This is a genomic window from Algoriphagus sp., from assembly GCF_046296635.1.
GTDB lineage: Bacteria > Bacteroidota > Bacteroidia > Cytophagales > Cyclobacteriaceae > Algoriphagus.
The window spans coordinates 26,508-47,049 of record NZ_JBKBKZ010000009.1; the positions used below are offsets into that span (position 1 = coordinate 26,508).

The 20,542-nt window shown below is 41.9% G+C and carries 15 protein-coding genes; 6 read left to right on the forward strand and 9 right to left on the reverse strand.

Annotated elements, in window-relative coordinates; genetic code table 11:
* Window positions 1–171 precede the first annotated feature (171 nt).
* Window positions 172–1,317 (forward strand): lactonase family protein, encoded by a 1,146-nt coding sequence (locus ACK4HU_RS08525; RefSeq protein WP_409805525.1) that lies wholly within the window; start codon window positions 172–174, stop codon window positions 1,315–1,317.
* Here the strand turns inward: ACK4HU_RS08525 and ACK4HU_RS08530 are convergent.
* Window positions 1,314–2,396, reverse strand: a complete 1,083-nt coding sequence (locus tag ACK4HU_RS08530) for an o-succinylbenzoate synthase (protein ID WP_409805527.1) — start codon at window positions 2,394–2,396, stop codon at window positions 1,314–1,316. The genes ACK4HU_RS08525 and ACK4HU_RS08530 overlap by 4 nt on opposite strands.
* A gap of 71 nt (window positions 2,397–2,467) precedes the next feature.
* Between ACK4HU_RS08530 and ACK4HU_RS08535 the strand changes: the two genes are divergently transcribed.
* The gene (locus ACK4HU_RS08535; protein ID WP_409805530.1) at window positions 2,468–3,676 is read left to right on the forward strand and encodes an S-adenosylmethionine:tRNA ribosyltransferase-isomerase; all 1,209 of its coding nucleotides are present in this window, start codon (window positions 2,468–2,470) and stop codon (window positions 3,674–3,676) included.
* On the opposite strand, the gene ACK4HU_RS08540 is transcribed toward ACK4HU_RS08535, so the two are convergent.
* Window positions 3,673–4,089, reverse strand: a complete 417-nt coding sequence (locus tag ACK4HU_RS08540; RefSeq protein ID WP_409805533.1) for a LytR/AlgR family response regulator transcription factor — start codon at window positions 4,087–4,089, stop codon at window positions 3,673–3,675. The two genes, ACK4HU_RS08535 and ACK4HU_RS08540, sit on opposite strands and share 4 nt — an antisense overlap.
* A 176-nt stretch (window positions 4,090–4,265) precedes the next feature.
* On the opposite strand from ACK4HU_RS08540, the gene ACK4HU_RS08545 reads away from it, so the two are divergent.
* Window positions 4,266–5,804, forward strand: a complete 1,539-nt coding sequence (locus tag ACK4HU_RS08545) for a hypothetical protein (protein ID WP_409805535.1) — start codon at window positions 4,266–4,268, stop codon at window positions 5,802–5,804.
* Here the strand turns inward: ACK4HU_RS08545 and pgi are convergent.
* Complete coding sequence (pgi, locus tag ACK4HU_RS08550) at window positions 5,801–7,450, reverse strand: glucose-6-phosphate isomerase (protein ID WP_409805537.1); 1,650 nt, start codon at window positions 7,448–7,450, stop codon at window positions 5,801–5,803. The two genes, ACK4HU_RS08545 and pgi, sit on opposite strands and share 4 nt — an antisense overlap.
* A gap of 358 nt (window positions 7,451–7,808) precedes the next feature.
* Between pgi and ACK4HU_RS08555 the strand changes: the two genes are divergently transcribed.
* Window positions 7,809–8,864 (forward strand): endonuclease/exonuclease/phosphatase family protein, encoded by a 1,056-nt coding sequence (locus ACK4HU_RS08555; protein ID WP_409805540.1) that lies wholly within the window; start codon window positions 7,809–7,811, stop codon window positions 8,862–8,864.
* A 36-nt stretch (window positions 8,865–8,900) separates the two neighbouring features.
* On the opposite strand, the gene ACK4HU_RS08560 is transcribed toward ACK4HU_RS08555, so the two are convergent.
* The 4 genes from ACK4HU_RS08560 to ACK4HU_RS08575 are packed head-to-tail and all read right to left on the reverse strand — an operon-like array spanning window position 8,901 to window position 11,871.
* Window positions 8,901–9,884: an MlaD family protein gene (locus tag ACK4HU_RS08560; protein ID WP_409805543.1), complete on the reverse strand. Its 984-nt coding sequence runs from the start codon at window positions 9,882–9,884 to the stop codon at window positions 8,901–8,903.
* Window positions 9,881–10,639 (reverse strand): ABC transporter ATP-binding protein, encoded by a 759-nt coding sequence (locus ACK4HU_RS08565; RefSeq protein WP_409805545.1) that lies wholly within the window; start codon window positions 10,637–10,639, stop codon window positions 9,881–9,883. The genes ACK4HU_RS08560 and ACK4HU_RS08565 overlap by 4 nt, the downstream gene beginning before the upstream one ends.
* Window positions 10,640–10,642: 3 nt before the next feature.
* A complete protein-coding gene (locus ACK4HU_RS08570; protein ID WP_409805547.1) occupies window positions 10,643–11,440 on the reverse strand; it encodes an MlaE family ABC transporter permease in 798 nt (265 codons plus the stop codon).
* A gap of 59 nt (window positions 11,441–11,499) precedes the next feature.
* The gene (locus ACK4HU_RS08575; RefSeq protein ID WP_409805550.1) at window positions 11,500–11,871 is read right to left on the reverse strand and encodes a two-component system response regulator; all 372 of its coding nucleotides are present in this window, start codon (window positions 11,869–11,871) and stop codon (window positions 11,500–11,502) included.
* Window positions 11,872–12,248: 377 nt separating this feature from the next.
* Here ACK4HU_RS08575 and ACK4HU_RS08580 point away from each other — a divergent pair, with 377 nt between their 5' ends.
* Together ACK4HU_RS08580 and ACK4HU_RS08585 are read left to right on the forward strand one after the other, a co-directional pair.
* Entirely contained in the window at window positions 12,249–13,637 is a 1,389-nt protein-coding gene (locus ACK4HU_RS08580) for a TIGR00341 family protein (protein WP_409805552.1), read from the forward strand.
* Between the two features lie 10 nt (window positions 13,638–13,647).
* Window positions 13,648–14,097 (forward strand): YciI family protein, encoded by a 450-nt coding sequence (locus tag ACK4HU_RS08585; protein WP_409805554.1) that lies wholly within the window; start codon window positions 13,648–13,650, stop codon window positions 14,095–14,097.
* Window positions 14,098–14,339: 242 nt separating this feature from the next.
* Here the strand turns inward: ACK4HU_RS08585 and ACK4HU_RS08590 are convergent, their stop codons facing one another.
* Both ACK4HU_RS08590 and ACK4HU_RS08595 read right to left on the reverse strand, forming a co-directional pair.
* Window positions 14,340–17,195 (reverse strand): PD-(D/E)XK nuclease family protein, encoded by a 2,856-nt coding sequence (locus ACK4HU_RS08590; protein ID WP_409805556.1) that lies wholly within the window; start codon window positions 17,193–17,195, stop codon window positions 14,340–14,342.
* Window positions 17,188–20,439 (reverse strand): UvrD-helicase domain-containing protein, encoded by a 3,252-nt coding sequence (locus ACK4HU_RS08595; protein ID WP_409805559.1) that lies wholly within the window; start codon window positions 20,437–20,439, stop codon window positions 17,188–17,190. Before ACK4HU_RS08595 ends, ACK4HU_RS08590 begins: the two co-directional genes overlap by 8 nt.
* Window positions 20,440–20,542 lie beyond the last annotated feature (103 nt).

Consider the following 20,542-nt stretch of genomic DNA (forward strand, 5'->3'; position numbering starts at 1 on the left):
GCTCGGTGTCCGTTAGTTTTGTTTTAGGGAGGGGAGGAATATGCGGCTGCGCCGCATATTCCTCCCCTCCCTTTATTGTCCTCAAGTCCGATGGCCGAGCGTAGTCGAGGCCATTTTGATATACTGTAAAAGAAGCGGATAATCATATAAAATTATCTCTAATTTCAGGATATGAAATTCATCTACTTCCTGACGCTAGTTCTTACAGCAGCTGCCTGTAATTCTCCAAAACAAGAAACTCAAGTGATCACCACTCCCACACCTTCAAGTTATGAATTCTTGGTTGGAACCTACACTGATTCTCCGATTCAGGGCATCAATCATCTCTATTTTTCACCGGAGGAAAATATCCTGACCATTGAAACTATCGCGGCCGGAATTGCCAATCCATCTTTCGTCATTGCCTCTAAGGATGGGCAGCGGGTCTTTTCGCTAGAAGAAGCTTCCGGCACTCCAGGAGGACAAGTCTTGAGTTTTGTCAGAAACCCAACAGATAATTCGCTCACTTTAATTGATCAAATGAAATCCGGAGGAGATCATCCATGCCATATTTCGATTTCGCCCGATGAAGATTTTGTCATTTTGGGGAATTATACCGGAGGAAGTCTGAGTGTATTCAAAGTGTCCCCTGAAGGAATGCTGGAACATGCCCAAACGATAGCCCACAAAGGAAAAAGTATCAATCGAGACCGCCAGAAAAGCCCGCATGTTCACAGCACCACATTTGATCCGGAAGGAAAGCGGGTGCTTGTAGCCGACTTAGGCACGGACAAGATTTATGTGTATGACTTTGACGCTTCCAAAGCCGAACCATTGAAACTTTCAGGAGAATTTCCTGTGTCTCCCGGTGACGGACCTCGTCATCTCACTTTTTCAGCCGATGGAAAAGAAGTGCTTGTCGTGCAGGAAATGGCAGCAGCAATGGATGTTTTCTCTTATAAAGATGGAGTTCTGGAGCTAAAACAAGAAATTACCTTGCTCGATGAGGGTTTTGAAGGAAAGGTAGGGGCGGCAGAGATCCGACTTTCTCCCGATGGAAAGCAGGTTTATGTCTCCAATCGAGGAGATGCCAATACGATTTCGGTTTTTGGAAAGCGGCCTTCAGGTCAATATGTGTTGGTTCAAAATATCTCCTCAGGAGGCCTGATGCCCCGCAACTTCAATCTCACATCAGATGGTAAATACCTATTGGCTGCGCACCAAGCTAGCAATGATATTGTGATTTTTGAACGCGATTCATTTACCGGAAAACTCACCCAAACACTCTGGAAGGCAGAACTGAATAAACCCGTATATCTTTTCAGATTGAACGATTAGGAAGGAGTTTCCCAAGTTTGACCCGAATTGTATCGGATAAATCCTGACTTGATTTCCAGTGGTGATTCGAGGTTGTTATGGTACAATTTTCCTGTTCCCAAACCTTGAGGAATGGCTGATCCAAAAGTCGAGGCAAGTTGAGTGATGGCGTTGAGTCCAATATTGCTTTCCAGTGCCGAAGTCATCCACCAGCCAATATTTCGCTGCTCCGCAAGATAGATCCACTCCTGCGTTTCGAGAATCCCACCGACTAAGGTCGGCTTCAAAATAATATGTTGGGGCTGAATTTGATCGAGAAGTTCTTCTTTTTCCCTCACTCCAATCAATTCTTCATCCAAGGCAATTGCTAAGGGGGTAGAAATACAAAGTTTTCGCATTTCTACCCAATTCCCGGCAGGAATAGGTTGTTCGATACTTTGTATATCGAACTCGGCCAACCGTTTCAGCTTATTCAATGCTTCTAATGGAGAAAAAGCGCCATTCGCATCGATCCGAAGCGTAATTTGTTCTTTTGAAAAACGAGACCGGATATAGCCCAAAAGTTCTATTTCCTGCTCAAAATCAATGGCACCGATTTTCATCTTGATGCAATTGAATCCTTCACTTAATTTCTGATCAATCTGCTGCAACATAAAATCCCGATCTCCCATCCAGATCAACCCGTTGATCGGAATTGGTTTATGAACATCAAAAAATTCACTGGCTAGAATTCGCTTTTTTCCTCCATTGATCCAATCCAAAATGGCCGTTTCGAGCCCAAAGCGAATAGCTGGAAATTCTGCGGCAATCAGACCTTTCAATTTGAAAAGCACGGAATCCTGATCATTTTCCCAGGTTTCCTTACACATTTCCCTAAGCGTCTTTTCCAATATCGCCTCAAAATCTTCCCGGTAATCGAGACTGAGTTTGACTAAAGGCGCCGCCTCTCCCCAACCCATGATTTCAGGATTTTTGGGATCCCTAGCTTTGATCCAATAGACATCCCGAGTCTTCAAAACTCCACGGGAAGTCCCTGCATCAAATCTGAAAATGAGTGTTCGCTTGATGTATGAAAACTGAAGTTGCACTGTATTTACCATGGATTACTTAACCAAAAATACCGGAGAATGTCTGACTGAAACCTATATTTGTGCCCGAAAATAAGTGACAAATGCAGATTCCAAAGATCGACCTGAGTGAGTACGAATATACACTGCCTGATGAACGCATCGCTAAATTTCCTCTGGAAAAGCGAGATGCCTCGAAGCTTTTGCATGTTCAAGATGGGAAAATCGAACATCTGCATTTCTATAATCTTCCGAATTTACTTCCTGCAGACACACTTTTGGTGTACAATGACACCAAGGTGATTCCAGCACGATTGATTTTCCAGCGGGAAACCGGAGCGAGAATCGAGATTTTTTTGCTTCAGCCGATCGCTCCGACCACCGTAATTCCTGAAATCATGCTAGCCAAGCATCCTGTCACTTGGGAGACGATGATTGGCAATGCCAAAAAGTGGAAAGACGGCGAGATTCTCAAAGGTCATGTTCAAATAAATGGACAGGATATCGTCTTATCGGCAAAGTTAATTGACCGAGAAAAGAAAGCCGTGGAATTTTCTTGGGACGATGTTGAAATTGCTTTTGTGGACTTAGTCGAAGCTAGCGGAGAAGTCCCACTTCCTCCCTATCTCAACCGAAAGCCAAATGCAGAAGACAAATCGCGGTATCAAACGGTCTATTCCAAAAAGGAGGGCGCTGTGGCTGCCCCGACCGCCGGGCTTCATTTTACAGATGAAATTTTCGAAAAATTAAGATTAAAAGGGATCCAGGAAGCACAAGTCACGCTGCATGTCAGTGCAGGTACTTTTCAACCCATAAAAGCCGAAAACGTGCTCGAGCATCCAATGCACAGCGAGCAAATTCAAATCAGCAAGGAAACTATTGAAAAGCTTTTATCCCACCAAGGAAAAACTGTTGCTGTGGGAACGACTTCTGTGAGGACACTGGAAAGTCTTTTTTGGTTTGGAGTCAAGCTTTTGGAAGGAAAGGGGGAAGAATTCTCCATCGAAAAACTGTATGCTTATCAAGATCGGAAGTCGATACCAAGCAAAAATGAATCGTTGAACGCTGTACTTGATTTTATGAAAAAAAATGGCATTGAAAGCATTCTTGGAAATACTGAAATTTTCATCTTCCCGGGATATCAATATCGTATGATTGACGGCTTAATCACCAACTTCCATCAACCTGGATCGACCCTGATTTTATTAATTGCTACTATTCTAGGTGAAAATTGGAAGAATATCTATCAGGAAGCATTGGACAGAGAGTATCGATTCTTAAGTTATGGAGACAGTAGTTTGTTATGGATTTAATCCGGAATGTTTCCCAGTTTTTGAATTCCGTTCACTAAATCGTGGTAGTAAGTTCTGCCTACTGGTACCAGATCTGTAGCCACTTTGATTTCTCGGGTATTGATGGCGTTGATTTCTGCGACTTGCACGATGTAACTTTTATGAATACGCATAAATCGATCAGCAGGAAGGGCAGTTTCGAAGTCTTTCAGGATGTTTCGGACTGAAAAAACAGAATGTCTTGCAACCAGGGTGGTATAATTTCCATCCCCTTTCAACCACAGAATATCATCATATTTTACTTTGACCAGATTCCCTTCAAACCTTACAAAAATCGCATCTTTGATCAATATTTTATCCTCATGATTCCGCTCAAGTTCAGCTTTTCGATTTCCGTTTCCGTTGATCTTGATATCTTCCAGTAGTTCCTTCATAACTTTGGTGTTTAGAATGGCAACAGGGTGTATAATGAATTTGTTTTTCAAGGGCAGTGTTTGCCAATTGTGAAAAGCTAAAAATCGACTTTCCGGAAAATAAAATTCATCCAAAATCCTCAAATGATTCGATCAAAGGAATTTTCTAAATGTTTTTTCCCAATTACCTCATCATTATGAATATCACTAGTCCTATTTTTTTAATGTTCTTTCTTTTGATTTTTTCCTGTGGGGAAAAAGAAAAACCAGGTTCCGACATTGGCAAAGTGACCATTTCGGGAATGGAGCTTACTAAATCCACTAATCCCTCCGGTCGAACTTTAGCAACATCTCAATGGAAACATATTTTCTCCAATCAGCTGAATCTCACTTTCACCGGATCCGGAGGCGAGACATTCAGCCTTTCCCTCGATCCAAACGATTTCAGCAAGTCATACACCATCGATTTGCCCTTTGGAACCTATGAATACAGCGGTGCCTCCACAGCACAAGCACTTTCATCAACACTTCCAGTCAATGTTTCCGGCCAGTTGGTCGTTGATAATACCAACGAGTCACTTTTGCTGAAAGCAAGTTCGGATTACGGACTGTTTACATTTTCCAAACCGGAACTTTCCACAGCACCGAAAATTCTCGAACCACAAGCAGGAACGCTCTCCAGTACCTCAGATTTCTATTACACTTATGTTAAAGGCAATGAATTGCTGAAAACAGAAATTCCACTAAGCAATGGAAAGTCATTTCGAATCGTAGCACCTGCCAGAAGTTTTTTCCATCAGCAATACCAATTTTCCAGCTCCTCAACAGGAACTCCTGATTCCTTTCAGAAGGTAGATTTTGATGTTGCTTCAGAGCGATTGGTTTTGGGCGGAAATGGCTATCCTTCCATACTTTTCCCCTATCGCATCCATGAACTCGGAACTGCCCTAAATGAAACCTCTGGTTTGCAAAGAATTCAAGGCCGGCTGTTTTCAATCAATGACAGTGGCAACTCAGCGGAAATTCAGGAAATCAACCCTGCAAGCGGTTCGTTAATTCGGACGATCAAAGTGACCAATGCTCCAAATATTGATTGGGAGGATTTGGCTTCGAGTTCTACGCATTTGTTTATAGGAGATTTCGGTAATAATGTCGGTAACCGAACCGATCTAAAAATCCTGAAAATCCCAATTTCAAACCTCTTGAATCAAACTGAGGTAACAGCAGAAATCATCGAATTTAGCTATCCTGATCAAAGTGATTTTTCAGGATCGAATGCTAATCACAACTTTGATTGCGAGGCGATGATTTTCAGGGACAATCAGCTTCATCTCTTTTCAAAAAATTGGGGAGATGAACGGACTAAGCATTACACCCTTTCACCTACTGTCGGAAAGCAGGTAGCTGCTTTCCAAGAAAATTTTGATTCCAAAGGCCTTATCACTGGCGCAGATGTCAGCCCTGATGGCAAAAATGTCATTTTGTTGGGGTATGAAAACAAAGGAATCAGCTCAAGATCATTTGTCTGGACCTTTGCTTCAGTCACAGGATCTATTTTCTCAGGGTCGGGGAATCAGTTTTTTCTGGGAAGTCCCGCTGGATTAGGCCAGACAGAAGGTATTTCTATTGATTCCAAAATGGAATTAACGATCTCGGGGGAACGGATCAGTTTTAGTGGACTGACCGTTCCCCCGAGATTATTTAAAGTGGATGTAGGTGGAATTTTTACACCTTAGCCATTTCGCATTTTTTTATAAGCATTGATCAGTCCGTTGGTCGAACTGTCATGCGAAGTCACTTCGTCATCATGGATAAGTTCGGGAAGGATGCCATTAGCGAGTACTTTTCCCAGTTCTACTCCCCACTGATCAAAGCTGAAAATATTCCAAACGACCCCTTGTACGAAAATTTTGTGCTCGTACATCGCAATCAATTGACCCAATGTGTAGGGATTGATTTCTTTGACTAAGATGGAATTGGTCGGACGATTGCCTTTAAAAACCCGGTGTTGAGCGATCTTTTCGATTTCTTCTTCTGATTTTCCGGCCTTTCTCATTTCAGCTGTCACTTCTTCAAGTGATTTGCCTTTCATCAAAGCTTCCGTCTGAGCAAAGAAGTTGGAGAGCAGCTTCTGATGATGATCTCCGATTGGATTTTGTGAGATTGCCGGAGCGATGAAGTCACAAGGGATCAGATGGGTGCCCTGATGAATCAATTGATAGAATGCATGTTGGCCATTTGTTCCGGGCTCTCCCCAAATGATAGGACCAGTGGTGTAATTGACTTTTTGACCGTCACGAGTTACGTATTTACCATTACTTTCCATATTTCCCTGTTGAAAATAGGCCGCAAAGCGATGCATGTATTGGTCGTATGGTAAGATTGCCTCAGAAGTGGCTCCGAGAAAATTGGTATTCCAGATTCCAATCATCGCCAAAATGACCGGGATATTCCGCTGAAAAGCGGAGTGACGGAAATGCTCATCCATGGAATGGGCACCAGCTAACAGCTTTTCAAAATGTTCAAAACCTATCACGCAGGCAATTGGTAAACCTATTGCAGACCAAAGGGAATACCTACCTCCTACCCAGTCCCAAAATGCAAACATATTAGCCGGATCGATCCCAAAGACTTCCACCGCTTTTGAGTTGGTGGAGAGTGCAACAAAGTGCTTGGCAATTGCCGTCTCGTCTTTTGATTTTCCCAGAAACCATTCTCTTGCAGTGTGTGCGTTGGTCATGGTCTCCTGTGTAGTGAAGGTCTTAGAGGCAATAAAAAACAGTGTGGTCTCAGGGTCCACTTTTTTCAAGGTTTCCGCGATATGGGTACCGTCCACATTGGACACAAAATAGATGTCCAAATTTGGATTTTGAAAAGGCTTGAGCGCCTCCGTCACCATTACCGGACCAAGGTCAGAACCCCCAATACCGATATTGACCAGTGCAGTGATTGGTCTCCCGGTATAGCCAAGCCATTTACCGTAATAAATTTGGTCCGCAAAATCTTTCATCTGAGTCAGGACCGCATTGATATCAGGCATGACATCCTTACCATCGACATAGACCGGATGACCCTTTCGATTTCTTAAGGCAGTATGCAGAACTGCCCTATTTTCGGTTTGATTGATCGGCTCACCGGAAAACATAGCCTCTATCGCTTGATGAAGATTGGTCTCTCGCGCCAGATCCATCAAAGCCAACAAGATTCCGTCAGAGATTCGATTTTTAGAAAAATCCACCAACATATCTTCATGGTGAATACTAAATTCCTCAAATCGACCGGGATATTGAAAATGGGAGGAAATAGTGTGGTCTTTATGTTTTTCGACTAACTCGAGAAGCCTTGACCAAGCTGGAGTTGTTGTCGGGTTGATTGTATTCATGTGATTTTGGTTGATGGGATAAAGAAGCAAAAATAAGATTTATATCGAGGGAGTGATGGTGAAAAATGGCGTTTTGGGTTAAATTTCTAATTTGTAAAGTATAAATAACTCAAGAATCATTCCTCAATTTTTATTCAAGATCTGGAAAGCAATCCTATCGAGGCTTGGCTTTACATTCCGGTGAGATTTAAATTGGGTTAAAAAAAATCTGAAACTCGATTCAGACTAGATCAATTCTTTTTATTATTTCAGAACAATGGGAGAATTTTTATTTGAAGTTTAGAAAAGAGCAATCCCTATTATCTTATTTTTCAATAAAAATCCCATTTCTTTACTTTCTTTATCAAACCCAGCTTTAGTGGAAATCCTCATACTGAAAATTTTTATAGTCCTATTCACTGGATTCACCTGGATTCCCTTGATCAAATTTGATCACTGGTGGATTAGGGTTTTTGATTATCCTCGATTTCAGAAACTTACTGCTTTTACAATCTTTCTAGTTCTTTGGTTGATTTTGGGCCAGAGTGATGATCTATTTTGGTATTGGGCTGCGGGCATTTTAGTCAGCATGGTTTACCTTAGTTATTTGGTTTGGCCCTATTCGCCTTTGGGTAGAAAAATGATTCAAATGGTTCCCTTCGACCGCCAGAAAGGAATTCATTTAATTGTGGGCAATGTCTACCAATACAATCGGAAATTTGAAAAAACTATTGAAATTATTCAAAAAAACGATCCTGATCTTGTTTTCTTGGTGGAAACAGATCAAGCTTGGAATGAAGCTTTGGTTCCACTTCACGCTTCTTTTAAGCACCAAATTCTTCTTCCTCTGGAAAATACCTATGGGATAATTTTATTTTCAAATCTTCCAATCCGAAGACAAGAGATCAATTATCTAATCAATAAGGAAATTCCTTCTTTGGAGATTGATGTCGAACTTAGAAATGGACAGTTAATCACCATTTATGCAATTCATCCCTCTCCGCCTGTCCCTGGTGAAAGTCTGAAATCAACAGAACGTGATGCGGAAATCCTGATAGTTGGGAAAAAATCCAAGAAAAACCCATTGCCTTCGCTGGTTATCGGGGACTTGAATGATGTGGCATGGAGTTATACAACTTCGCTTTTCCTGAAAATTTCAGAAATGGCCGATCCGCGCAAAGGGAGAGGATTTTATAACACCTTCCATGCAAAATATCCGTTTTTTAGATGGCCGCTGGATCATGTTTTCATAAGTCATCATTTTGGATTGTCTAAAATCCATGTCCTTCCATTCATTGGTTCGGATCATTTTCCTATCGAGTTGAAGGCTACGTTAACTGAACTGAATACAACCGACATGGACAAAGCATCTATCGATGAAGTGAAAGAAGCCAATGAAAAAATCAGAGACGGAAGAAGGGAAGGCAAGCAATAATGAAAAAAACCGATCAATTGTGATCGGTTTCTGATGTTAGTTATCTTTTGCAGCTTTTTCTTCGGCTTTTGCTTTTCGCTTAAACCCTCTGTTGAATGGCCAAGTATATTCCAGCGCTTCCATTCCTTTGTTCAGGTTATAAGTAGCTGAATCGGTATTTTCTATCGTGCTTTTCAGCGACTTGGCAAATTCGGGATCATTGAGTAGCATACCCATTGGATTATCAGTGGAGCTTAGCTTATCTGTCAATTCACTCAGTTTTCTTGTCATTTCTTGGGAATTAGCCGCTGTCACCTTGAAGCTTTCCATGGTAGCTTTGAGGTCGGGAACCATTTCAGTATCTGTGGCCAATTCGTTGAAAAAGTTTCCATCCTTATTCATTTTTGCTGTAAAAGAATTCAAATCATTGATCATTCGAATACTGTTTGCCGATGCTCGGTCCAAGTTTACCAGAATGGCTTTGAAATTATTGGCTAGGGTGGCATCAGTCAGTGCCTGACCTACAATCCCTTCACCCGCCGCGATTTTACTGGTCAAAACTTTCAAATCTTGTGTGATTGCCACCAAGTTTTCATTGTTCACCTGCAGCGTCTCCATCATTTTATCTGTATCTAGTGGCATGACTGAGGTCAATCTGTCACCGTCTTCTACTGCAGGCACTTCTGTGCTCCCTCCATAGATTACGATGATTTTGTTCCCAATCAGACCATCCGAGCTGATCGTAGCTTTGGAGTCTTTACGGATAAAATCTGACACAGATTTCTCCACGTTCATCTCTACCTCTACTTGGGATTCTCCATAAAAATTGATTTTGCGGACAGTACCTATCTTCACTCCGGAAAACCAGATGTTGTTACCTGCCTGCAATCCTCCAATGTCATCAAATACAGTTTTCAATTGGATTGATTTTACAAATTTTTTCTGTTGACCTCCTAGAGTCATTACTCCTGCTACCAGAATTGCTATTCCAAGAAACACAAAAATACCTACTAGGACAGTTCGCTTATTTTCTCCTCTCATGAGTTTATAAAATTATAGTCGTAAAATGATTTGATTCGCTCGTCATCTGCATTTGGAAATACCTCATCAAACGTGCCAATAGCATTAAATTGCCCCTCCAGTAAAACTGCCATCCGATCTCCGGTCTGTTTGGCGCAGGTCAAATCATGGGTAATAACGATAGAAGAGGTCTTATATCGCTCTCTGACCTCAAGGATCAAATTGTTAATGTCTCCGCAGGTAATTGGGTCTAACCCGGCCGTAGGCTCGTCATAGAGCATAATCTCAGGGTTTAGAATCAGTGTCCTAGCAATGCCAATCCGCTTTTTTTGACCTCCCGATAGTTCGGAAGGCATTTGGTTGATCGTCTGAGGTAATCCTACACTATCCAAAAGATCCTCTATTCTTTTATCAATTTCTTTTCTGGTCAAATTCTTTTCATTTCTCACCAATGGAAATTCCATGTTCTCTTTGACAGTCATGCTATCATAAAGGGCAGAATTTTGAAAAGAAAATCCGATTCTTAATCGAATTGCATTCAAGGCTTTCTTTTTGAGTTGAGCCACTTCCTGACCCAACACCTTCATGCTTCCGGAGTCCTGTGTCAATAATCCTACCATGATTTTGATCAATACCGATTTACCAGAACCTGATTTCCCCAATACCACGAGGTTCTCTTGCTTGTACAGATCCAAGTCTACACCCTGTAGCACCTTTAAATCGCCAAAGGATTTTTTCAACCCTCTTATTTCTACTACTTTTTCTTTCTCATCCATGATTTATGACCCTCTGATTGCATTGACCACTTGAAGCACCAGAAGCTCCTCGATAAATATTAAGAACATCGCCATCACGACTGCTGCATTGGCTGCTAAACCAACCCCTTCAGTTCCTTTAGAGGAGTTATATCCCTTGTAGCATCCTACTATTCCTATCGTAAAGCCAAACAAGATGGATTTAAAAATGGATGAAGTAACATCCAAAAAGGTAATTGATTCAAAAACCTGCACAAAAAAGGTTGTCATACTTACCAGTTCATTTTTATTGACACTCAAAAACGAACCCATGAGGGCTACAAAATCGGTGTACATAACCAGTAGTGGAATCATAAATGTGGTGGCTAGGACCCTCGAAACCACCAGGAATTTGAAAGGATTCGTTGCTGAAACTTCCATCGCATCGATTTGTTCGGTTACTTTCATCGAACCTATCTCAGCACCAATGCTGGAGCCTACTTTTCCCGCTGCAATCAACGCAGTGACTAAAGGCCCCATTGCTCTTACCACGGCGATTGAAATTAAGGAAGGCAACCAGGATGCTGCCCCAAACTCAGTCAGTGAGGGTCGTGATTGATTGGTAAACACAATTCCCACGATGAATCCCGTAAGCGAAATTAATGGGAGTGACTCCACACCGATCCGGTAACATTGATGAACGACCTCCTTAAATTCATAAGGGGGCAAAAACACTTCCTGAAAAAATCTCTTCACGAAGTTCCATGCATCTGCTAATCCGGTAAAAAACTTATCAATTTTCTTTGAAAGCAAAGGCTTTCGGTCATCTGATTCTTCAGCCATAATATTATTCTGATTTCCGAAATTAAGTAATTTTATTAAAAGGCCCCGATTAATTGGGTCTAGCTAGTAAGGATATAATTCAGGTCACTTTCTCTGATAGGCTTTTCAAAAAAATCTGTGACAAAGGAATCCTCATTTGCCCGGTTTCGATCATCAGGAAATATTGAACTTGAAAGAAAGAAAAAACTCCCTTTATAATTCAAATTCTTTAACATTTCCAAAAAATTCCAACCATCCATTTTGTTTAGATTGATGTCGGAAATCACTACATCTGGCGGAGTACTTTCTATGAATTCCAAAGCTTGAGCGACATCTTCAAAAAAGATTAAGTCAACATCAATATTCATCAGACTTAATTTTTTCCGCATCAAAAGATGTTGAATTTTATCATCATCCAACACTAAAATTTTTCTTTTCAAAGAATGACTCATTGGGAAAAATCGTTGGTTAAGATTTAAAATTTTGAAAGCGATCCAAGCAGTTAAACAAAAGCAAGGAGAGGAATCGTTCCACTTGGATTGATATACTTCTAACACTATTCATGCCTACAATTCTTGTGAAATCTATTTTTAGGCAAATCTAATTTTTTTAGACAGTGCAAATTTTGACCTATCAAAACCTTATATAATAACGTTATAAATCAATGATTTAGATCTTCTGTTTTCATCAATTAATTAACTGCTAAATATAGAATTCCGAAGCCAAATTAGGCTGGAAGAAATTTTGACTGATATCTCTCTTTGGAGAAAATATTTCATCCAAAAAGGAAAAAGAAGCCCCATTCTGAAAAATAAGTTACTTTTAAACTATGTCCAAAATAGAAAATAAGCCTCGAAAACCTAACATAAAGAGGAGCGGTTTGATCCGAATGCTCATCTACCTTAGACAAAGATTTGACCTCGAAGAGGGCAAAGAAGATGAATTGGAAACTATCGAATACATCAAGAAAGATGTGGAATTTAAGGGGGCAAATCTTTGGATTCTAATCTTTGCAATCTTAGTGGCCTCGGTAGGATTAAATGTGAATTCCACTGCCGTCATCATTGGTGCCATGCTTATCTCCCCCCTCATGGGGCCGATCATGGGCATCGGGATGGCGGCAGGGATTAATGATTTTGACTTGCTCAAAAAGTCATTCAGGAATCTGATGATTGCAGTTTTTATCTCCATCCTAACTTCCACTATTTACTTTTCCATTACTCCAATATATGGAGCAGCGTCTGAATTACTCGCGAGAACTGAACCTACATTTTGGGATGTGTTGATTGCTCTATTCGGTGGACTTGCCGGAATTATCGCTGGTTCGAGAAAGGAAAAAAGCAACGCCATTCCAGGTGTGGCCATTGCTACTGCTTTGATGCCACCCCTATGCACAGCAGGCTACGGTTTGGCTACAGGTAATCTTTACTACTTCTTTGGAGCCTTTTACTTATTCTTTATCAATTCATTTTTCATCAGCCTTGCTACTTACCTGATTGTGCGGTTTATGGGCTATCCCAAAAAGCACTTTTTGGATGCTACAAGAGAAAAGCGAGTACAGACATATATCACTGTTTTTACCTTGTTGACACTGATTCCAAGTATTTATCTGGCTTATGGAATTGTCAAAAAAACGATCTGGAATGAGCAAGCACGGCAGTTTGTGGCTATAGAAATGCAATTTCCAAAAACACAGGTTTTGAACAGCAACTTTGAATATTCCAATTCAAGCAGACTGATAGAGGTAAGCTTGATCGGAGAATTTATCAAGGAGGAAGAAATTGAGATTTTAAATAATAAAATTTCAGCAATGGGCCTGACAGACACTGAGCTATTGATCAACCAAAGCGGTAGTAATGGCACAGATATCAATGTGTTAAGGAATGATATTCTAAAAGATCTCTATGAGCGGAATGAGGGTTTAATTCTGGATAAAGATCGAAAAATCGCTCTACTGGAACGCGAGCTCTCGGAAGATGCCCAAATTCGGACTCTAAGTAACGAAGTAGCTCGAGAGGCTAAAATCAATCATCCCAATTTGAGGAAATTTAGTTTGGGACGATCTATCTTCACTGATTTGGAAAAAAATGAAATCGATACAATAATCTCTGCTTATGCCTCCTTTCAACCCCTACCCCCACGAGCAGAGATCAAAAAACTACAGGATTGGCTTAAAATCCGAACAAAATCAGATACAGTCGCACTTATCATTGACTAAACACGCAACCATGAAAACCTTCTTTATTACACTTCTCATACTCCTTTTCGCTGGAGCAGCGTTTTCTCAGGATAAATACGACGAAGCTTTGGCGAATAAACTCGGAGCTGATGACTACGGTATGCGGAAATACGTGATGGCATTTCTCCTTCGCGGAGACAAAGTCAGTGAACACACACCTGAACAGCGGGCCGAAATCCAAGCCGGACACATGGCTAACATTGGAAAAATGGCCGAAATGGGTAAACTGATCGTGGCAGGGCCATTTATGGGGAATGATGAGCTTCGAGGAATTTACATCTTCGATGTCCAAACACTGGAAGAAGCTAGAGCTTTGACTGAAACTGACCCAGCTATCAAGGCAGGAGTCCTCAAGATGGACCTGAAAGAATGGTACGGTTCCGCTGCATTGATAATGCTACCGGAGATGTATCCTAAAGTGACGAAGAAGAGTTTTTAGTGATCAGTGTTCAGTTGTCAGTGGTCAGTTTTCAGTCGCAGAGTCAGACTTGGCTGTCGAAATCCCTTTTGGGGATGGTAAATTGTAAGTAGTCAGTGGCGAGTTGTAAAGTCAACAAACAACTTTCTAATCACTTTTTACCACTCACAAATTCTTTCCACTCTGCCTACTGAAAACTGAGACTGCCTACTATCACTGCTTACTCCTCACTTTTTACCACTTACAAAATCTGCCTACCGCAACTACCTCCCACAAATCTCCTTATACGGGCAATATTCGCATTTTTTTAGATCATCTGTCTGATCAAATGGCTTATCCGGATCAAACATCTCGGCGAGAAGTCCTTTTAGACCTAATTCAAATTCCTCCTGGTATTCCATGAAATTCCCAAATTCCTCTCCGTCCAAAACCAGGAAAGGATTAAACTTGGGATCATAGATATCCTTGATGTTGAAAATGGCAGGCTTGAGTGGCAGCTTATTATTTGGATTGCGATATTGATAAAAATAAGCATAGAGCATAGTTTGCATCGCTGCCTTATTTCGCTTTTTATTTTCCCGCTCAAAAAGTGAAGCCACAGACACCACCTTTTTGTCATCCTTACCGGTTTTATAATCAATCAGGCGAATGACCCCATTCTTTTGATCCACTCGGTCAATGTAGCCACCCAAGGCTACTTCACGTTTGCCCCAAGGAGTAGGCACAGCAATACCAGCCATGTATTCTTTTTCCAACCCGATTACCCGAAAAGTCCCGTTCTGCTGATCGTAGTTCAAAATTGCCTTCAGGTACTTGATAAAAATGGCTCTTGCGATTTGCAATTGTCCACTAAGTTGGAGTTCTTCCCCATCTTCGGCTTGGTAAAATTCCCGGATCGCATCATCGACCGCTTTTGGGATTTGAGGTTTGAGCCGCTCAATTTCGTGTGTATCAATCTCTCGAAAAGCCTCTCCTTCTTTGGGTGCATAGAGCAATTCGATGGCTTTGTGAAGCATCGTGCCAAAGGTCATCGGATCAATCTCTGTGACGACCTCCTCTTTTTCCTTAAGCCCGGCAACATAGCGGAAGTAAAACCTCAGCCTGCAATCCAGAAACATGTTGATTGCAGACGCTGATAGCTTTTGAATGTAAGCCGCCGGATCGGGATTAAATAGGAATTTTCCCATACTTCGAAGGACCGAATCGGTTTTTTCTATCTTAATCTCCCGGCCCGCAGTCAAGCCCACAGGCACCAACACCACCTCAGGCGATGCAATCTCCATTTCGGCTTGCATCTGCTGGATAAACCGACTTCGTTCCCCGGATTTGCCACCATCCGAAGCAGTGGTATAGATCAGGTGAACTTCTTCTGCCTGATGAAGCAAACGGTAAAAGGTATAGGCATAGATCGCGTCATTCTGCTCCTGAACAGGTAATCGGAAGGCCCGACGGAGATTAAACGGAATCATCGAATTGATCCCTCCACCAGGTGGAAAGCTTCCTTCATTCACATCACAAATAATCACTCGCCTGAAATCCAAGTTTCTCGACTCCAAGACCCCCATCACCTGCAGTCCTTCCAAAGGTTCCCCCTCAAACGGCAATTTCACCTCCCTGAAAATCTGACGGAAAAGTTTCAGAAAAAAATCTGCTTTGACAGGACCCAATGGGTTTTTTGCAAAAACCTCCCGAATCCGAGTCAATTGTTTGAAGGCCTGATACAAGTAACTTCGTTGAATCGGATCTTCCTTCAACTGGCCGGCAAGTGCCTGCATTAAATCACTCAAATAGCCAAAAAGGGCTTCAGATTCCAATTTTCTGAAAATGAGGGAAAATAACTCCCCTCCTGCCTGTAACTTTTCTGAGGGAACATCAAACTGATTGGATTTTTTGATTTCCTCCAGAAGCTTTTCCACAAAAATTGGATCCTGGTCCTTCAAGTAAGGAAATGAAAGCAAGTCCGTCACCGGTTTGTGGTAAAAAGAAAACGAGTGGCCTTTCACTTTTACATACCGCTGCAAATCCAAAACTGCGTCCAGAAACGCATAAATCGGAGCATTTCGGATGGGATAACCCATGGTCACATTGAGTTTGCCAATGCTATCAGGCAAGGAATGAAGCATGGGAAAAAGCAATTGCTCATCGGGAAGAATGATGACAGTTTCCTCAAGTGCCTCGTCCGATCCAATGGATTCCATCAGCTTGCCAACGAGATTAGCTTGATTGGTTTTGAGCGGAATGGAGTGTGTGAAAATCCTGGAAGCTTTTGACTTGATCTGATCAGGGATTTCTTTAGGGAAAGTAGGTCCAAGGATGGTATCTTTTCTGTAGTCTCTGAAAAACAAGCCAGCTTCTTGTCTTGAATCCAGGAGGTAATATGCATCCACATCCCAAAAAACTTCAGCCCCAAATTCCTTTACAAAGTGCTTGATCAACTTTTCTTCTGCGAGGGTAAAGGCATTGAATCCTACGAAATAGTAATGTTTGGTTGGCTTTGGGGCTGTGGAAAGACTCTCTGCTACCTGGCGGTAAAGTTGACCTGAGTATGCCAAACCAGTGGTTTTGAGATGGACTTGAAATTGAGTATACAACTGCCCCAGAATCTCCCAAAAGCGAAGAAACTTCTCCTTTTCAGTTTCATTCTGTTTTTCGAAGGATTTCCAAAACTGGGAAATCAACTCAACCTGCTCAGGGCTCAGGTAGCTCAGATCAGACTCAAAGGCTTTAATTTCAGCCAAATTCCGATAAACCGTTTTGGCATCTGCCAGAAACTGATCCAAGTCATTGAAGTCCTTCAGGATCAATTCCCCCCAGAAATAGAACCGGTCAAAATTTTCGGGTTTATCTTTTTCTTCAGCCCTATCCCTCAATTTGCTGTAAACCTGGTATAATTCAAAAATCAGAGTTAAGTCATCGGCGGGAGTCTGTTCGGCCAAGCCATAAAAAACTTGCTCAATAGTCTTCACTTCTGGCATCCAAAGCGGCTTTTGGATCAGATGGCCCAAGTGGCGAGTGAAAAACAAGCCTGCTCTGCGGTTGGGAAGAACCACAACCACGTCTTTCATATCCCTACCGGATTTCAATAGGGTGAGAGCGGTATTATTCAAAAAACTATCCATGGACTGCAATGATTTGGGTGGGTTCGAGGTAACAGAGGTATCCCTCTACTGGTTTTTGACTGAGCTGACTGATTAAGTGCATGTAATCCCTGACTTGGCTGAAGTGACTCTCTTTTTGCTCTCCTGTTTTAAAATCCACCACCACAGCCTTGTCTTTTCCGATTAAAATTCGATCAGGCCGTTTTTGACTTCCATCCGGAAGAAGAATTCCCTGCTCCGACATAGCCTGAAAATCATCGCTATACCAACTTTTGAACTCATCTAAATCAAAAAGTGCCTCAAGTTGGGAAGAGACCAAAATGCGGGTTTCCTCATCCAACCTCCCTTCGAAGCCAAATTGACGCACCAAATTCAGTCCTTCTTCCAGATTGTTTGCTTTTTCCAAAATTTCATGGACGAGCATTCCCAATAACCGTTGATTTCTGGCCGAAACTCCTGCCTCTGAAAAATCCCAGGCATATTCACGGGTTTTGAGCTTCGTCTTCCAATCGGAATATTCCCACCGCATCGGCGTGAAGGAAAAGTCCTTTTCCAACTGATCCTCTTTTGGTTCCGGCCAATCTCCCCATTCGAACATGGAGGATTCGGAATTCCAAAATTGCATGGAGTCCAAGTTTTCTCCGGAAAATCCTTTTGAAAACAGCTCATAGAGTAGATTACCAGTACGCTTGGGAGATATTTCACCTTTTTTATTCTGGGTAAAATCTGAAATTCCCCAAATCACTTCTTCCGCTCGGGTAAAGGCGACATAAAGCATATTCAATGAATCCAGATAAGCCAACCGAACTTCATTTCCATAAGTTGACTCAAATTCAGAATCTGCCAACATAGACTGATGAGTCAAAGGCAAGACAGTTCGCAATCCGGATTCAGTTTCAAATTCGCTCCATAGGATCGGTGCCTGTTGACCAGTGGCCACGATGGTCCAATCCAGAAATGGAAGAATAACGGCTTTATATTGGAGACCTTTGGACTTGTGAATGGTCAAAATCCGCATGGCATCGTGATCCTCCGGGATTTTGACGGTTCGCTTTTGTTGATTGAGGTCCCACCAATCCAAAAAACCACTGAGATCGGCTCGGTTCTTTTTCACAAAGTCAAAAACAGCCTCTTTGAAGCCTGAAATGTAAGAAAGGTCCTGCCGCTTTTCCACAAATCCCAAAAAGTCCAGCACCTCCTCCATCAACTCCAACAAAGGCAACTGAAGCCAAAAATTCAGCTTTGTTTTCATTTCTTTTTCCTTATTCTGGAGTCCGGCAGGCAGTTTATGCTTTTCAAACAACTCATGGGAATACTCCAACTTATGTATGAGGGAGTAGTAAAACCACATCGTTTTTATCGGAACCAAATCAGCCGGATTCTGCAAAAATTGAAGCATCGCAAGTAGGCATTTGACAGTTGGTGATTTGTGGAGAAAAAGAGATTCCTCAGACAGTACGTCAAAACGATATCCTGAATCTGGGTTTTCCCGGGCGTAAGTCATCAAAGCATCGGCAATCTCGGCTCCCTGCTGATTTTTGCGAACCAAAAAAGCAATGTCCTTCAACGCATATCCCTGATCCTGAAGCTTCATGACCATCCCTGGGATTCTATCCAGCACCCCGTTCAATTCCTCCGATTCCTCGTCTTCTTCCCACTCTTCCCCAAAGCCTCGTGCTTCTTTTTTGGAAAACTCAAGCCGTATTTTACCCTGAAAAGGCAAGCCTCGTTTCTTTTCAGGCACTTTTTGGCCTACTTCGGCAAAAGCTTCGGAAAGTAAATTCTCTGGATCCACGGAGAAACCTTGATTCATACCCTCTTGCATCAAAAGCGGAAGTTCCTTAAAAACCGAATTATTGAAATCAACCACTTTGGGAAGACTTCTGTAATTCATGTCCAAAGGCTTCACCTCTTGAAAATCCTTTCGAATCTGCTCCTGAACTTCATTCAATAACAGCTCCAGCCTACCCCCTCTCCAGCGATAAATGGACTGCTTCACATCACCTACCAACAGATTGGTATTGCCTGAAGCCAAAGAGTTTTCGAGCAGGGGTTTAAAACTTGACCATTGAAAATCCGAAGTGTCCTGAAACTCATCTATCAGGAAGTTTTTGTACTGATTGCCAATTTTCTCATAGATAAAGGGAGCATCGTTTCCTTTGGTGATTTCCTTCAAAAAATCATTTACATCCGAAATCAGCATAATTCCCTCTTCATCCTTTAAGTCTCTCAATTCTAAAATCAAGTTTCTAAAAACTCCAAAGGCATTTAAATTTCGCTGCAATGCCTGAAGGGTATTCCACTTAGTCCTGAGCGCCAAAGCGCCAAAAAGTATGTCTATCAAGCCTTCTTCGGCTGCAGCTTGGATGGAACTTGCCAACTTGGAAGTTTTGGTAAACCAATTTTGAGAATCCGGTAAATCCCGCTTCATGTTTTCGGAAAGCCCAGGAAATGGCTCGTTAGAATCACCCAGTTTATCAAATCGTTTGGCAAAAGTGTTAGCCCCCCCTTTGAAATCCGTCCATTCCAGACCATGGCTCAATCGGATTTCGCTGGCCTTTTTCTTCATTTCCTCGGCAGTTTGGATGAGATCTTTCTTTTTGGTCGTAATCAGCTTTCGGAATTCCGTCAAGAAACCATCCTGCTCTGCACTTTCTTTAAAAAGCTCCTTATGCGCTTTAAATTTTTCTTGGAAAATCTCCCTCCCCAGATTTTTGATGCCCTTACGAATATCCCAGGATTTGCCTTCCTCAATCTGTTCCTCAGCATAATCAACGAGCCAGGAACGAAGTGAGGCATCATCCGCTACTTTCTCCACCAATCGGTCTACCAAGCGTTCGAGTACTGCATCCTGATCCATTTCCAAGTCAAACTTAGCCTGCAGGTCCATCTCCCTGGCAAAGGATCGAATCACACGCTGAAAGAAAGAATCGATTGTGCTAACTGCAAAATATCCGTACCCATGAAGGATATCCAAAAGTGTTTCACTTGCCTTTGATTGAAGTTCGTTGGAATCAATTTCCAGATGCTTCATCAATTCTTGGTCAAGAAATTCCTCTGGCTTCACAATTCTGCTCAGCCTATCCAAAAACTCCAGGATTCGCTCCTTCATCTCCGCAGTTGCTTTATTGGTAAAAGTCACTGCAAGAATCTGCCGGAAAGCACCGGGGTTTGCCAGAGCAAGTTTGAGATATTCCAAGGTCAGCGTGTAAGTTTTACCCGAGCCGGCGGAGGATTTGTAGATGATGAAGGGTTTCTTGTCCATTGGAAAAAGTTAGGCTTCCAAGATAGGAAAGTGGGTTGTTTTAACTGTAGCTAAAAAATGAAGTTGACGAAAATTGTCGGAAAATATTGAACTAATTATTATT

Bases quoted from the DNA above. Each gene is read 5' to 3' on its own strand.
- ACK4HU_RS08525 (WP_409805525.1), top strand. From the start codon at position 172: ATGAAATTCATCTACTTCCTGACGCTAGTTCTTACAGCAGCTGCCTGT.
- ACK4HU_RS08530 (WP_409805527.1), bottom strand. From the start codon at position 2,396: ATGGTAAATACAGTGCAACTTCAGTTTTCATACATCAAGCGAACACTC.
- ACK4HU_RS08535 (WP_409805530.1), top strand. From the start codon at position 2,468: ATGCAGATTCCAAAGATCGACCTGAGTGAGTACGAATATACACTGCCT.
- ACK4HU_RS08540 (WP_409805533.1), bottom strand. From the start codon at position 4,089: ATGAAGGAACTACTGGAAGATATCAAGATCAACGGAAACGGAAATCGA.
- ACK4HU_RS08545 (WP_409805535.1), top strand. From the start codon at position 4,266: ATGAATATCACTAGTCCTATTTTTTTAATGTTCTTTCTTTTGATTTTT.
- pgi (WP_409805537.1), bottom strand. From the start codon at position 7,450: ATGAATACAATCAACCCGACAACAACTCCAGCTTGGTCAAGGCTTCTC.
- ACK4HU_RS08560 (WP_409805543.1), bottom strand. From the start codon at position 9,884: ATGAGAGGAGAAAATAAGCGAACTGTCCTAGTAGGTATTTTTGTGTTT.
- ACK4HU_RS08565 (WP_409805545.1), bottom strand. From the start codon at position 10,639: ATGGATGAGAAAGAAAAAGTAGTAGAAATAAGAGGGTTGAAAAAATCC.
- ACK4HU_RS08570 (WP_409805547.1), bottom strand. From the start codon at position 11,440: ATGGCTGAAGAATCAGATGACCGAAAGCCTTTGCTTTCAAAGAAAATT.
- ACK4HU_RS08575 (WP_409805550.1), bottom strand. From the start codon at position 11,871: ATGAGTCATTCTTTGAAAAGAAAAATTTTAGTGTTGGATGATGATAAA.
- ACK4HU_RS08580 (WP_409805552.1), top strand. From the start codon at position 12,249: ATGTCCAAAATAGAAAATAAGCCTCGAAAACCTAACATAAAGAGGAGC.
- ACK4HU_RS08585 (WP_409805554.1), top strand. From the start codon at position 13,648: ATGAAAACCTTCTTTATTACACTTCTCATACTCCTTTTCGCTGGAGCA.
- ACK4HU_RS08590 (WP_409805556.1), bottom strand. From the start codon at position 17,195: ATGGATAGTTTTTTGAATAATACCGCTCTCACCCTATTGAAATCCGGT.
- ACK4HU_RS08595 (WP_409805559.1), bottom strand. From the start codon at position 20,439: ATGGACAAGAAACCCTTCATCATCTACAAATCCTCCGCCGGCTCGGGT.